The organism is Planomonospora algeriensis, assembly GCF_977012225.1.
On the sequence record NZ_CDRNDK010000164.1, the window covers coordinates 1 to 12,685 of the forward strand.

Here is a 12,685-nt window from a genome sequence, read left to right on the forward strand (position 1 = left end):
ACCGCCCCCACCGCCGCCCCCCACCCTCCCGATCGGCTGAACCCGGAGTCGCCCGCGTTGGAAAGGGCTGCCGCGGCGGGGATTCGGGGCTACTGTCGATGACATGGCCTTCCCCCTGCCGTCACGGCGTGATGACGACAAACCGGGCGAGTCCCGGTCCGGCGGGAGCACCGGCGCGCAGGAGCCGGGGATCCCGATGTGGCTGGCCCACCTGCAGCCCCGCGACGCCGCCGACGGCGGCGGCGAGGGTTCTCCGACCTCCGTCACCATCGAGCTGGACCGGGCCGATTACGAGGCGCTGACCCGCAAGGCCAGGTCGGACGGGAAGCGGGTCGCCGACGTCGTGCGCGCGGCCGTACAGCGGGAGATCGGCAACAAGCCGCACGTCATCGCCCTGATCCATCGCTGGGATCTGAACCGCGAGGACCTCGACGCCGCGGCCGACGCGCTCGGGGTCCCCCGCCTCTCCGACCAGGAGTGGAGCCAGATCGGCGCGCGCCGGAGCCGGAGGGTCTGACCATGCTTCCCGGTCGGGTCCTCGACGTCAGCGCGTTGATCGACATCGCCGTCGCCAAGACCAAGTACGCGCGGGCCGTCACCGCCACCTGCCTGAGCAGCGGCGGCGGCATCTGCGTGCCCGCCACCGCTCTGGCCGCCGTCTACTCCATCGCCCCGCTCTCCACCCAGGTGGAGCTCTTCGAGCTGGTCTCGACGCCCGGTGTGAAGGTCGACGACTTCACCTCCGGCAAGGTGGGCGACATCGCGGAGATCCTGGACGGCTCACGGGACGTCACCGCCGGCCACGTCGTCTGGTGCGCGCGGAACACCCGGTGGCCGATCCTGACGGACCGGGGCGAGCAACTGGCCGTCTACGACCCCCACGTCATGATCGACTCCCTGCCGTAGTCCCGGACCGGGCACCGTCTCAACGGCGCCGCTTCACCGTCTTGGTGGCGGTGATCTTCTTTGCGGACTCGACGCCGTTGGTCACGGTGCCGCTGACCTGGACCTGGGCGCCGGCCGGAAGGGCGGCCAGAGCGGAGGCGGCCCGGTTCAGGGTGATGACCGCGCCGTCGGCCACGGGGATGGTGGTCTGCGCGAGGCGGCCCCTGAGCAGGTGGGTCACGGTGACGGTCCCGGCGTCGGCGTCCACCGAGGCGACCACGCCCTCCTGGCGGAAGGCCCACGTGGTCGTCACCGTCAGGGCCGTGGCGGACCCGACGCTGTTGGTCACGGTGCCGGTCACCTTGATACGGGCACCGGCCGGCACCTCGGCCACCGTCGCGGCGACACCGTCGATGAGCACCACCGCGTCCTCCGCCACCGGAATCGCATTCTCCGCACCGTTGGCCGCCGTCACCGCCACGGTCCCGGCATCGGCGTCCACCGAGGCGACCACGCCCTCCTGGCGGAAGGCCCACGTGGTGGTCACCACCAGTTTGGTGGCGGTGCGGGTGCCGCTGATGCCGGTCCCGGTGACCTTGATGCGGGAGCCGACGGGTACCTCGGCCAGGGTCGCGGCGACACCGTCGACGGTCACGGCGGCGGTCGCGGCGACGGTGAGACCGGCCCGGGCGGTGGTGCCGCCGGCGGCCGGGACGGTGACGGCGAGGGTCGCGGCGGCGGCGTCCACCGCGGCGACGACGCCGTCGGTCCGGAACGTCACCGACTTGACCGGGGCGGGGCGCCCCTTCGACGCCGCCACCACGGCGGGGGCCGCCGCTGCGGACGCGGGCTGGACGGCCAGACCGCTGAGGGTCAGGCCGGCGACGACGGAGAAGGCGAGCAGATGGTGCTTGCGCATGAAGGCGGGCTCCTCGGCTGGTGCGGTCGAACCACGACGATGCGCTCCGGACATGACCTGTCACGGTGCGAAACGGTTGCCTTGCGGTTGCCGGCGGCTTCCAGCTCAGATCCGTCGTCCGGCGCGGTGGACGGTTCCTCATCGGATTCTCAGACTCCCGCCATCGGCGTCTCATCCGGCCCGCCGAGTATCGGTGCAGGTCAACGAAGCGAAACCGAACAAGGAGTGTCATGAACCGCACCAAGCGCCTGGTCGTCGTCACCGGTCTCGGCACCGCTCTCGCCGGAGGGCTGGTCGTGCCGGTGGCGGCCTGGGCCGCCGAACCGACCCCTGCTTCCTCATCGACGACCTCCGGTGCCACGGCCGACACGACGACCGGCACCACGACCGACGACGGACGCCGCGGCGGGCCCGGCGGGCATGGCGGGCATGGCGGGCATGGCGGGCCCGGTGGCCACGGCCCGCAGGCCGCCGAACTCGCCAAGCTCCTCGGCGTCGACGAGGCCAAGGTCACCGAGGCGCTGGAGGCGATCCGCGGGGACCGCGGCACCGGCAAGGACGCCCAGCCGGGCGACCGCACCGCGATGGCCGAGGCCTTGGCCGCGAAACTCGGCGTGAGCGCCGACAAGGTGACCGCGGCGCTGGACACGCTGCGGCAGCAGCGCACCGCCGCGGCCGAGACCGCCCTGGCCGAACGGCTCAAGACCGCCGTCACCGCCGGCACCCTCACCCAGGCCGAGGCCGACGCCGTACTCAAGGCGCACCGCGCCGGCCTGCTGGGCGGCGGTCCCCGGGGTGGCGGGAAGGCCGCTGACGGCACCGGCACCGAGTAGGGCTCCGGTCAGCGGTACCGATCAGAGAACACCGGCCGGGGCGTGAACCGCCCCGGCCGGTGTTCTCATTCGCAGGGCCGTACGGTGGCCGACCCGGAGACCCCGCACGTTTCACAATCTAAAACATTGCATGATCTGAAATTTTCTGACGATCCCGGTCGTTCTGCCCATCGTGGAAAGCAGTGACGAGCTCGGTCGGAGAGACCGGAAGAAGCTCGAAACCCGTGCGGCGCTGGAGCGCGCCGCTCTCAGCCTGGTCGCCGAACGCGGCCTCGCCGACGTCACCGTCGAGGACATCGCCGGGGCGGTGGACGTCTCCTCCCGCACGTTCTTCAACTACTTCCACACCAAAGAGGACGCCCTCATCGGCGGAGACCCGGCGGCGGCGGCCGAGCTGCGCGGGAAGCTGGCGGCCGTACCCGCCTCCGTGCCCACGCTGGAGGCGTTGCGCCTGGTGCTGCGGGAGGCGGCCGGGAGCATCCAGGACCAGCGTGAGCAGTGGCTGCTCCGGCTCAGGGTGTTCGAACAGAACCCGTCGCTGCTGCCCCGCCTCGTCGCCGGCGGAGCCGAGACCGAGCGCTCCCTGACCGCTGCCGTCGCCGCACGGCTCGGCACCGGTCCCGAGCCGACCGCCGCGAATCCGGCCGCCGACGGCCATGCCGAGCTCATCACCGCCGTGGCCCTGACGGCCTTCCGGGTGGCGATGGTGCGGTGGAGCGCCGCGGACGGCGGCCCGCTCCTGGCCGACCTGCTCGACGACGCCTTCTCCCGGCTGGCCGCCGGACTGCCCGACCCCGGGCCGTCGACTCCCTGACCCTTCGCCGGGCCTCCTCTCCCGATCTCCTCTCCGAACCTCCCTTCCCACTCCCTGAACCGCCCCGGCCCTCCGCCGGGGGCTCGCGGACGTCCCCGACGCCGTACCGACCCTGACCCCTGCCTGAAAGATCGAGGAAGCATGACCACCACCAGCGCGCAGCCCGAATCCTCGGCCGCGCCCCCCGGGCCCACCTCCCGCCGGAAGGTCCTGCAAGCACTGTCCGGGCTGATGGTGGGCATGTTCGTGTCCATCCTGGCCTCGACCGTCGTGGCCAACGCCCTGCCGCGCATCATCACCGACCTGCAGGGTTCGCAGACCGTCTACACCTGGATCGTCACCTCGGAGCTGCTGGCCATGACGGCCACCGTGCCGCTCTGGGGCAAGCTGGCCGACCTCTACAGCAAGAAGCTGCTGATCCAGCTCTCCCTGGGACTGTTCGTGGTCGGCTCGCTGATCGCGGGTCTCACCCCGAACGTGGAGATCCTCATCGTCAGCCGCGTCGTGCAGGGCCTCGGCGCGGGCGGCATGAGCGCGCTGGCCATGATCGTGATGGCGGCCATGATCCCGCCGCGCGAGCTCGGCCGCTACGCCGGCATCTTCGGCGCCGTGTTCGGCGTCGGCACCGTCATCGGCCCGCTCATCGGCGGCATGCTCGTCGACACCTCGTGGCTCGGCTGGCGCTGGTGCTTCCTGATCGGCGTGCCGTTCTCGATCGTGGCCATCGTCCTGCTGCAGCGCACGCTCGACCTGCCGGTGGTGCGCAAGGAGGTCAAGGTCGACTACCTGGGCGCCTTCCTGATCACGCTGGGCGTCTGCACCCTGCTGGTGTGGTCGTCGCTGGCGGGCAACCAGTTCGAGTGGGCCTCCTGGTGGACCGCGGGCCTGGTGGGCGGCGGCCTGGCCGTCCTGGCGGTGGCGCTCTGGGTGGAGTCGCGCGCGGCCGAGCCGATCATCCCGCTCTCGCTGTTCCGGAACCGTACGGTCGCCCTGGCCACCGTGGCCAGCGTGCTGGTCGGCGTGGCGATGTTCGGCGGCACGGTGTTCCTGTCGCAGTACTTCCAGATCGCGCTCGGCAAGTCCCCGACGGTCGCGGGCCTGATGAGCCTGCCGATGGTCTTCGGCCTGCTGGTCTCCTCCACCGTCGCCGGCCAGCTCATCACCAAGTGGGGCCGGTGGAAGGGCTTCCTGGTGGCCGGCGGCGTCGTCATGCTCGCCGGCATGGGCCTGCTGTCCACCATCGACGGGCAGACCGGCACGCTGCTGCTCTCGGTCTACATGGCGGTGCTCGGCATCGGCGTCGGCATGCTCATGCAGAACCTGGTGCTGGCGGCGCAGAACGACGTGCCCGCGCACGACCTGGGCGTCACCACCTCGACGCTGACCTTCTTCCGCAGCATGGGCGGCGCGGTCGGCGTCAGCGCCCTGGGCGCGGTGCTCGCCAACCGGATCACCACGCTGATGACGGAGAAGCTCGGCCCGCTGGCCGCGGGCGGCTCGGGCGGGGAGAGCCAGGCCGTACCGGACATCTCCCAGCTGCCCGCGCCCGTGGTCCGCATCGTCCAGGACGTGTACGCCACGGCCACCGCCGACCTGTTCCTCATCGGCGTGCCGCTGACCGCGCTCGCGCTGGTGGCGGTGCTGTTCATCAAGGAGAAGCCGCTCAACACGCTGTCCGGCACGGAGCGGCTGGCCCAGGAGGAGGAGGCGGTGCAGCTTCCGGCCCACTGACCCGGGCGCCGGGGCGGGGCCCCGCCCCGCCCCGGCGATCCGAGCGGCCCCCGGCACCCGGATCGGCGAGGCCGGACCGGCGGGGATCTCGGGTGCCGGGAGCCCGCCGGTCCGGCCTCGGAGACCGTTCCGGCGTCCGGCCAGGCCGTGATGACGCGCGGTACCGTTGCCCGCCATGAGCGACTTCATCTCCTTCCCCTTCTACGACCTGTTCCACGAGAACGGGCACATCCCGAGGGTCCGCGAGCAGCTTCCCCCGCTCCTCGCCGGGGTACGGCGGAGCATCCTGGAGATCGGTGCGGGAAGCGGCCTGGTCACCACGTCGCTGGCCGACTGGACCCCGGCGGAGATCTTCGCGCTGGAACCCTCGGTGGGCATGCGCGGGCTGCTGCTGTCCCGGCTGGCCTCGCGGCCGGAGCTGCTGGAGCGGGTGACCGTGCTCCCCTGCGACGCACTGAGCGTGGACCTGGACGAACCGGTCGAGGCCATCGTGATGATCAACGTGATGTACGCCCTGGAGCCGGACTACCGCAGGCGGCTCTGGCCGGTGCTGGCGAGCCTGCTGGAGCCGGGCGGCCTGCTGGTCTTCACCTGGCGCGCCGGCGGCCCCCCGGAGCCGCGTCCTCTCCAGGAGCTGGAATCGCGCCGGGTGGGCCGGCACACCTACTCCGTCCTGTCGGAGGTCCTCGGGTCGGACGGGGAGGCGTTCGAGGCCCGCTACCTCTACCGGATCGCCGAGGGCGACAGGGTGATCAGCGAGGAGGAGATCGCCGGGCACGCCTACCGTCCCGGGTGGGAGGCGATCGAGGGGGAGCTGACCGGCGCGGGTTTCGTCCAGGCCGACGCGCCCGAGGGCTTCCTCGCCTGGCGGCTCGCCTGAGCGCCTCCTCACCCAGCGGGCCTGCCAGGGCACTTCCTCACCCGGCGGGCCCGCCTGAGCGCCTCCTCACCCAGCGGGTCCGCCCGAGACCGAGCTCACCCGACGGGCCCGCCCGAGGCCGGGCTCACCCCTGCTGCGGCCTGATCCAGGAGGACCGCAGTTCGAGCACCTCACCCAGCAGGTGCCGCAGCTCGGGACCCTCGATCACGACCGAGCGCGGCATCTGGCCGGGCCAGAGGTTGGTGAGCACCCAGAGCTCCTTGGCGCCCACCTCCGCCCTGACCTGATCGTCGAACTCCTCGGGGACGTCGTCCGGCTCCTCGGCGCGGTACGCCACGAAGACGGGGAAACGCATCCCGCTCCCCTCCGGGGAGAAACGCTCGGCGAACTCCACGCTCAGGGGGCGTCCCGAGGCGCCCCCCAGCGAGATGGCACAACCCAGGAAGACATCGATGACCCCGTCCGGGTCATCGGTGACGGCGAAGCCCCCGCCGTTCAGGTGAACTGAGCGCATGACCGACCTGGATACCACGATTTCCCCGCCGCGGGCGTCCGGCGGCACCCGCACGGCCTGGTCATCCGCAGACACCGCGGATCCCGCAGACCTTCACGGCCATCTTCTTCGCCGGTCCGGTGAGCGATCCGGTCGTGTAGCTCCCGCCGTCCACGGTGTAGAGGATCAGAGCCTTGCCCCGGCGCGCGACCACCGCGAAACGGTCGTAGAGCTCGGACCTCCCCTCCTTCTTGGAGTGCTTCACCCACACGGCGTCGTTCCCGACGCGCAACGGCTTGACCGAGTAGCGGTAGCCGTCCCGGTCCTCGGTGCAACGCCGTACGTCGGCGCGGAGCCTGTCCAGCGCGGCCGCGGCGGCTCGGGCGCTCCGGTAGAGGACCAGCTGCTCACTCGACGAGGAGGGGGCCAATGACGTTTAGATAGGTCATCGTGCTGGTCGTGGGCTTGTCAGCGTAAGGAGCTGGACGGTGGGAGGTCCCGTGTGACGGATGCCCTTGTCGCTGGGACGGCGTTCGCGGTAGCTGCTGCGCCGGGTGTGCTCGGCGGTCGCCTCGCCCGGGTCGAGGATGGTGGTGATGAGCCGAATGTGCTCACCCCTGCGGTCGGGCACCGCGTAGTCGACCACCTCCCGCGATCACCGCCAGGTCCGGATCCGGCTCACGGCCACGGCGGACATCCTCTCGTAGCCGGTCCTTCTGCGATCGGCGCAGCTTGGTGGGCTTGGTGATGACGGCGAGCCAGGATCCGTCGTCCAGATCTTTCAACCAGTGCGGATGCAGGCCGGCCTGGACACGCCAGAGAAGGGCCGCGCCGGTCGAGGACGCGTACTGCCAGGCACGGAAGCTCCGGCCCCCAACCTCTGCCAGGCCTGGGTGACCGCTCCACGCGTCGGCGGCTCCCATCGCCCTCCCGGCACCGCCGCGAGCAGGCCGGTCAGCTTCTCCGCGACCTCCTCGTAGTCATCGTCCGCGAACAGGCACAACGCCATCAGCAGGTAGATGACCACATGCGCCGGGAGTTTCCGCACCCGCTCCTCACGGCATCCGTGCAGCTCTCTCGCCTCGTCCAGGACCTGCCTCGGTACCAGCGACGTCAACGCCCCAGCCCCACCAGATCCGTCAGCGGGCCCGACCCTCCGGCCTTGATCTACTCCGCCATCCGGCGGACACTAACGGTTCACCGGCCGGAGTCGGCGATCCGGACGGCGAGTACGTCATGGCGGCGTTCGCCAAACTCTCGGGTGTGTCGATGATGCTCGTCGGCGTGGTGATCCTGATCGGCCGGGCAGTCGCCATCATCGATTCCCGGAAGGCGGACGTCCCAGCACCCACGAGCCGTTGATCAGAGACGGGAAAGCCGAGCTCCTGACATCCTGCTCGCAAAGCCGCATGCTGATCAAGCTGCCCTGGGACGGCGCGGAACACCGCTGCACAACACACTGTCGGGCGCCGATGCTCTTGGTCGGCCATGACTTCGCGGCACCACGCAAGACCGAAGACTTCAGGTGGATTACGACATCCGGCCGTCCGGTCACGGCTCAATCGCAATTCGGTTTGGGGATCACAGTGTTTCCCGGTCCGAATGGTGAATCCTCGAGGCCGACCCCAAGCCAGTAAACCGGCACATTTGCAACTGGACGCCCATTTTCCATGGTTACGGCAATCTCTGAAGCGTATCGCTGACCGTCTTCCGTTTTTCCTTGGATCGCCAACACCCACCCCTGAGAGCGGCCCTTGGTGGACGGGATCTCTGCACTGCGCGCCACTACCGGGGGAGGTCCCGGATACAGGCAGTCATCGCGTGCCTCATCAAGCCATTTGGAGCACTCGTCCACAGGTGCGCCGAAATGTTCACAGAGTCTGGCGACGCCATTACTGGAAACATAAGCGGCGATCTCATTTAAATGAGATTTTGCGACCTCCTCCGTCACGGTGTAGTGAACCGGTGTTCTATCGTTATTCGTAGAGCAGCCGACGGCAACGGCACCGACCAATGCCACCAGTGCAGACAATCTCATTGCGACTTGCATTCATGCGCTCCATGGGAATGCGTCGAGAGTCGCCCCGGTCGGACAGAATGAACCGAGGCGACTCTCGCAGGTCACGCGATGTGCTTTGATTTCCTGACCCTACAGGCAGGGAATGCCGAGGCCTCCAACGCAGTAGTGCCCATCAGTATTGAACCAGTTGCTCCACTCAGGGCGACCAGCATTCTGGGGAACTTTAACCGCTGCCTGATGTTCTGTTGATCGACTGTTTTCGAATACCTCTCCCTTCCAGTAGCTACTCATCTTTCCAGGGTTCGAGTAGTAGTAAACTCTCTGCTCCTCGCAACTTGTGTACGACCCTCCGACGGAGACCGTATACAGAGATACGCCATAGCTGATTGACCGACAGTTAGGCGGGCTACTTGACTTCGGCGAGTAGTCCGTCCATTGTCCGCCGGAAGGTGAGGTCATCTCCTGACCGCGACCACACGAAGTGAGGTAGTAGCTTGAGTTGGCCCCGCATGTATTCCATGCATGGATGGAATAGTAATTCCAGGCGGAGTTGCCGTCGTTCTTTTCGACCCACTTCTTGTAGCAGGCAAGCATCCAGGTTCCTGCGACGGTTCCTGCGCGTTTTTCAATGCAGTACCGCGAATACATTTCCGCTGTGCCGCCGACTGCCATTGCCCTGACAGATGATCCGCTCGAGCGGGAGTCGTCCTGGGTGAGGTCCTTTGCCTCATTCCAGATGACCGTCGTCTCACAAGGGTCCGTCAACGGCGTGCCGTCCGGGTTTCCTCGGAGGTAGCTAACCCCGGTCACTACACGGGGCAGGATCAGAAGATCAGGGCTCTGCTTGCACTGTGAGTCTTGGAGTAGCTTCTCAACGTCTACTTCGAGGACACGGTAATCCTGCTTCAGTTCGCCTGTGGCTTTCGCAGAAAGTTCGGGGGCACCGCCCTTGGCGCGAGTTGCGAACTTTTGCAGAGCGGTACTCCCCTTGACGGAATCTGTAACGTCGCGTGAGTTCCCCTCATCCACCTGGATGCCCGTGGTCAGGGGAGACATCTCGGGGGCGGCCTGCGCTGCGCCTTCTTCGCTCGCAGCGATAGTGGGGCTGCTTCCGAAGCCTACTAACGCTACTACTGAGGAAACTGTGACCAGTAGCCGTGACAATGAACGCAAGTGTATCCTTCCTATGCATCGACAGATGTGCCGTGCGCGGAGGCGTTGGAGGACAATCTCGCGCACGGCTTTATCTTGATCATAGTTGCAGTCGATTTACACTGCCGTCAAGATCAATGTCGTTACCCAAAGTGGCCCGATGCCGTTTAGCCTCGATCTTTCACGATCTTCGCGTGCTCGGCTGAAGCGTTCGGCTACGGTGTGTTTTCGCGACCTGACCAGCGCAATCACCCGGCTGTCGCACCAGGTGGGCGGGGTTCCACTGGCCCGTTGGATTCCTCCTGCTCGTCGTGGACACGGGTTTCCGCTGGTCAAGTCGGCGCAGGCAGAGCCCGCAGGCGAGCGATGGCCGTGATGATCTGCATCGCCCAAGGCCGGCGTGCGGCGAGGCGCAGGCGGACGCGACGTCCCCCGCGGACCAGCCGCCCGGCCACCGCCAGCAGGCGCAGCCGCAGGCGTTTGGGCTCGTAGCGGCGCGCGGGTCCGTCCAGGGCGAGCAGCTGCATCCACGCCAGGAGTTCGCAGGCCAGCGCGACGAGCTCGCACCAGATCTGGTTCTGGGCGAAGTCGTGCAGCGGCAGGTTGGCCAGGCCGGTGTCCTTGGCGCAGCGGATGCGGTCCTCGCAGCGGGCCCGGCGGCGGTGCCGCAGCTCCAGGTCGGCGAGCTGACCGCGTTTGGTGTTGGTGACGAAGCAGGTGAAGCGGTGTCCGCCCGAGTCGGTGAAGCGCACTCGCGCGCCCGGATGCGGGCGTTCTTTTCGGACGATGACGCGCATGCCGCCCGGCCAGCCGGTCAGCTCGAGCAGGCCGGTGATCTCGGCGACCCAGGCGCCGGGCCGCACCTGGCCGTCAGCGTCGTAGGCGGGAGTCCACGCGGTGGCGGGCAGGGCGAGGATCGCGTTTTGGATGTCGTCGGTGAGGGTGAAGCCGATCGAGTACCTCAGCCGTCGGCCGGGCCTGCTCAGCCAGGACAGGGACGTGTGGGTGCCGCCGCCGGCGTCGGTGCGGATCAGTACCCGGCGGCGCAGGTGCGCCGGTAGCTGGGCCTGGGCCAGGCGGACCGCGGTGATGTGGTCGGCGGCGGTGTTGGAGCCGGCGTTGCCGGGCCGCAGCATGATGGCCAGGGGTTCGCCGGAACCGCCGGCGCCGTGGTCGGCGAAGACCGTCATCGGGTGGAAGCCGAAGGTCTTCTTCCAGGTCGGGGCCGCGTGCTGTTTGTCGGAGTGGGCGATGACGACGGTGGCGTCGAGATCGATCGGGATCAGCTCGCCGTCGGCGCCGGGAGCGGCGGGTCCGGCCAGGTGCCAGGCGCGGGAGCGGGCGTGTGCGCGGGCGGCGCGGATCGCCTTCAGTGCTCGGGTGGAGTCGGCGGCGAGCCGGTCGATGAGCCGGGAGACGGTGGGGTCGGAGGCGACGGGGCCGAACAGGTCGGGCTGGGTGCGCAACAGGGCGAGGTCGGCCAGGCAGTCACCGCCCAGGGCGAGGGTGAGCGCGAGATCGGCGATGGTCTTGCCGGGATCGTGGATCGCGCGGGCGGGCCGCCAGCGCTGCAGGTGCTTCGATAGGGCGTGGTCCAGGCCGGTGACGCGCAGGGTCTCCAGCAGGAGCAGAGCGCCTGTGTGGGAGACGAGCCCCGAGCCGTCGGCGGACACGGTGATCTTGCGGTGGGAAGCGGTAGTCTTCACGTGAAAAGTGCCTCGTGAACTGGTGGGGACGGGACCTTCGACAAGTCCGATCCTTGCAGGTCACAGGCACTTTTCTCATGTAAACGATCAAGCTCGGCGAAATTCACCGTGTAGGGTCGGGAGCTGGCGCGGTGGCTTCTCCTGCCGGTAGGGCCCGGAGCCTTCATGACCGCCGGTTTCCCGGACGGGTGCGCCACCCCAGTGACCATGAACAGGTTCCTCGCTCCGTCTCCAGCTCCCGCCACCTCGAACCGTGCATGCCGTTCTCCGGCACACGGCTCACCGACGTCGTTCACCGCCTGGCATTCGGCGTTCCCCGCCAGTCCCGGAAGGGCCGGGGCGCGACGACGATTCCCGACAGCGTGACCAGCCCGAGCCGATTCGGAGACTGATAGGCGATGACCGACCAGCCGAACCTCCGGGAGCGGTGGTGTCGTTTGCCGATGACCAGCGCCATCCGCATCACCGCGTACTCTCTGATCTTGCCGAAGTGCCGGGAGGAATTGCCGAACCGGAAATAGGCGGCCCAGCCGCGCAGGAACCGGTTGACGTCCTCCACGATCACTTCCGGGCTCAGCAGCAACCGGGACCGGTCCGTCAACCGCCGGATCCGATCTCGGGCGTGCTGCATGGCCCGGTCGGCGGGCCAGCGGGCCAGGAAAGTGGTCGGCCGCCTGCCGTCGCGGCCCGTCGTACGGACCAGCCGGTGATGAAAACCCAGGAAGTCCAGGCCCTCACCACCGACCTCCAGATGCACGATCCGGGTCTTGGCCGCCTTCGGCTCCAGGCCGAGTCCGGCCAGCAGAACCGTCAGACGCTCCAACGCCCGCACCGCCTGGCTACGGGACCAGCACATCACCACCACGTCGTCGGCGTAGCGCACCAGCGCCCCGTCCCCGTCCTCCCACACCCGGTCAAGCCGGTGCAGGTAGACGTTGCACAACACGGGACTGATCACCCCGCCCTGCGGGGTCCCGGTGACCGGCCGCCGGACCTGCCCGTCCCGCATCACTCCCGAGCGCAAAATCGCCCTCAGCAGCTTCAGGACCGACCGGTCACAGACGCGCTCCTCGACCGCTTGCATCAACTCCTCATGCGGAATCGCCGAAAAGCAGTCGGCGATGTCCGTCTCGACCACCCACCGGCGCCCGCGATAGCACTCGTCGACGAGTACCTGCAGGGCGTCGTGCGCCGACCGCCTCGGGCGGAACCCGAAGGAGCAGTCGGCCATGTCCGCTTCGAAGACCGGTTC

At 68.7% G+C, this 12,685-nt stretch carries 16 protein-coding genes; 7 read left to right on the top strand and 9 right to left on the bottom strand.

Annotation, left to right across the window (positions count from 1 at the left end):
- The first annotated feature begins 103 nt into the window (after positions 1-103).
- Both ACWJ6R_RS18110 and ACWJ6R_RS18115 read left to right on the top strand, forming a co-directional pair.
- Entirely contained in the window at positions 104-517 is a 414-nt protein-coding gene (locus ACWJ6R_RS18110) for a hypothetical protein (protein ID WP_449063349.1), read from the top strand.
- A gap of 2 nt (positions 518-519) precedes the next feature.
- Complete coding sequence (locus ACWJ6R_RS18115) at positions 520-906, top strand: hypothetical protein (RefSeq protein WP_189239950.1); 387 nt, start codon at positions 520-522, stop codon at positions 904-906.
- Positions 907-925: 19 nt separating this feature from the next.
- On the opposite strand, the gene ACWJ6R_RS18120 is transcribed toward ACWJ6R_RS18115, so the two are convergent.
- Positions 926-1,804 (bottom strand): hypothetical protein, encoded by an 879-nt coding sequence (locus tag ACWJ6R_RS18120; protein ID WP_449063350.1) that lies wholly within the window; start codon positions 1,802-1,804, stop codon positions 926-928.
- Positions 1,805-2,034: 230 nt separating this feature from the next.
- On the opposite strand from ACWJ6R_RS18120, the gene ACWJ6R_RS18125 reads away from it, so the two are divergent.
- The 4 genes from ACWJ6R_RS18125 (at position 2,035) to ACWJ6R_RS18140 (ending at position 6,062) form a co-directional block, all read left to right on the top strand.
- Complete coding sequence (locus tag ACWJ6R_RS18125; protein WP_449063351.1) at positions 2,035-2,637, top strand: hypothetical protein; 603 nt, start codon at positions 2,035-2,037, stop codon at positions 2,635-2,637.
- Between the two features lie 172 nt (positions 2,638-2,809).
- Positions 2,810-3,451, top strand: a complete 642-nt coding sequence (locus ACWJ6R_RS18130) for a TetR/AcrR family transcriptional regulator (RefSeq protein ID WP_449063352.1) — start codon at positions 2,810-2,812, stop codon at positions 3,449-3,451.
- Positions 3,452-3,592: 141 nt separating this feature from the next.
- Complete coding sequence (locus tag ACWJ6R_RS18135; protein WP_449063353.1) at positions 3,593-5,182, top strand: MDR family MFS transporter; 1,590 nt, start codon at positions 3,593-3,595, stop codon at positions 5,180-5,182.
- A 175-nt stretch (positions 5,183-5,357) separates the two neighbouring features.
- Positions 5,358-6,062 carry a class I SAM-dependent methyltransferase gene (locus tag ACWJ6R_RS18140; protein WP_449063354.1) on the top strand — a complete coding sequence of 235 codons (705 nt, stop codon included), beginning with the start codon at positions 5,358-5,360 and terminating at the stop codon, positions 6,060-6,062.
- Between the two features lie 124 nt (positions 6,063-6,186).
- Here the strand turns inward: ACWJ6R_RS18140 and ACWJ6R_RS18145 are convergent, their stop codons facing one another.
- The 4 genes from ACWJ6R_RS18145 to ACWJ6R_RS18160 form a co-directional block, all read right to left on the bottom strand.
- Positions 6,187-6,576, bottom strand: coding sequence for a hypothetical protein (locus ACWJ6R_RS18145; protein WP_449063355.1), 390 nt, complete (start codon positions 6,574-6,576; stop codon positions 6,187-6,189).
- Between the two features lie 61 nt (positions 6,577-6,637).
- Positions 6,638-6,985, bottom strand: coding sequence for a hypothetical protein (locus ACWJ6R_RS18150; protein WP_449063356.1), 348 nt, complete (start codon positions 6,983-6,985; stop codon positions 6,638-6,640).
- Between the two features lie 15 nt (positions 6,986-7,000).
- Positions 7,001-7,201, bottom strand: a complete 201-nt coding sequence (locus ACWJ6R_RS18155) for a hypothetical protein (RefSeq protein WP_449063357.1) — start codon at positions 7,199-7,201, stop codon at positions 7,001-7,003.
- A 135-nt stretch (positions 7,202-7,336) separates the two neighbouring features.
- On the bottom strand, positions 7,337-7,672 hold the full coding sequence (locus ACWJ6R_RS18160) for a transposase domain-containing protein (RefSeq protein ID WP_449063358.1): 336 nt from the start codon (positions 7,670-7,672) through the stop codon (positions 7,337-7,339).
- A 119-nt stretch (positions 7,673-7,791) separates the two neighbouring features.
- Here ACWJ6R_RS18160 and ACWJ6R_RS18165 point away from each other — a divergent pair, with 119 nt between their 5' ends.
- Positions 7,792-7,917 carry a hypothetical protein gene (locus ACWJ6R_RS18165; RefSeq protein ID WP_449063359.1) on the top strand — a complete coding sequence of 42 codons (126 nt, stop codon included), beginning with the start codon at positions 7,792-7,794 and terminating at the stop codon, positions 7,915-7,917.
- A 196-nt stretch (positions 7,918-8,113) separates the two neighbouring features.
- Here the strand turns inward: ACWJ6R_RS18165 and ACWJ6R_RS18170 are convergent, their stop codons facing one another.
- The 4 genes from ACWJ6R_RS18170 to ACWJ6R_RS18185 form a co-directional block, all read right to left on the bottom strand.
- Complete coding sequence (locus ACWJ6R_RS18170; RefSeq protein ID WP_449063360.1) at positions 8,114-8,605, bottom strand: hypothetical protein; 492 nt, start codon at positions 8,603-8,605, stop codon at positions 8,114-8,116.
- 99 nt (positions 8,606-8,704) lie between these two features.
- Positions 8,705-9,814: a hypothetical protein gene (locus ACWJ6R_RS18175; protein ID WP_449063361.1), complete on the bottom strand. Its 1,110-nt coding sequence runs from the start codon at positions 9,812-9,814 to the stop codon at positions 8,705-8,707.
- Positions 9,815-10,059: 245 nt separating this feature from the next.
- A complete protein-coding gene (locus tag ACWJ6R_RS18180) occupies positions 10,060-11,433 on the bottom strand; it encodes an IS1380 family transposase (protein ID WP_449063362.1) in 1,374 nt (457 codons plus the stop codon).
- Positions 11,434-11,725: 292 nt separating this feature from the next.
- Positions 11,726-12,685 (bottom strand): reverse transcriptase domain-containing protein (locus ACWJ6R_RS18185; RefSeq protein WP_449063363.1); only part of this gene is annotated, 960 nt, incomplete at its 5' end.

Coding starts and splice junctions, on each gene's coding strand:
- ACWJ6R_RS18110 (WP_449063349.1), top strand. CDS start 104: ATGGCCTTCCCCCTGCCGTCACGGCGTGATGACGACAAACCGGGCGAG.
- ACWJ6R_RS18115 (WP_189239950.1), top strand. CDS start 520: ATGCTTCCCGGTCGGGTCCTCGACGTCAGCGCGTTGATCGACATCGCC.
- ACWJ6R_RS18120 (WP_449063350.1), bottom strand. CDS start 1,804: ATGCGCAAGCACCATCTGCTCGCCTTCTCCGTCGTCGCCGGCCTGACC.
- ACWJ6R_RS18125 (WP_449063351.1), top strand. CDS start 2,035: ATGAACCGCACCAAGCGCCTGGTCGTCGTCACCGGTCTCGGCACCGCT.
- ACWJ6R_RS18135 (WP_449063353.1), top strand. CDS start 3,593: ATGACCACCACCAGCGCGCAGCCCGAATCCTCGGCCGCGCCCCCCGGG.
- ACWJ6R_RS18140 (WP_449063354.1), top strand. CDS start 5,358: ATGAGCGACTTCATCTCCTTCCCCTTCTACGACCTGTTCCACGAGAAC.
- ACWJ6R_RS18145 (WP_449063355.1), bottom strand. CDS start 6,576: ATGCGCTCAGTTCACCTGAACGGCGGGGGCTTCGCCGTCACCGATGAC.
- ACWJ6R_RS18165 (WP_449063359.1), top strand. CDS start 7,792: ATGGCGGCGTTCGCCAAACTCTCGGGTGTGTCGATGATGCTCGTCGGC.
- ACWJ6R_RS18170 (WP_449063360.1), bottom strand. CDS start 8,605: ATGCAAGTCGCAATGAGATTGTCTGCACTGGTGGCATTGGTCGGTGCC.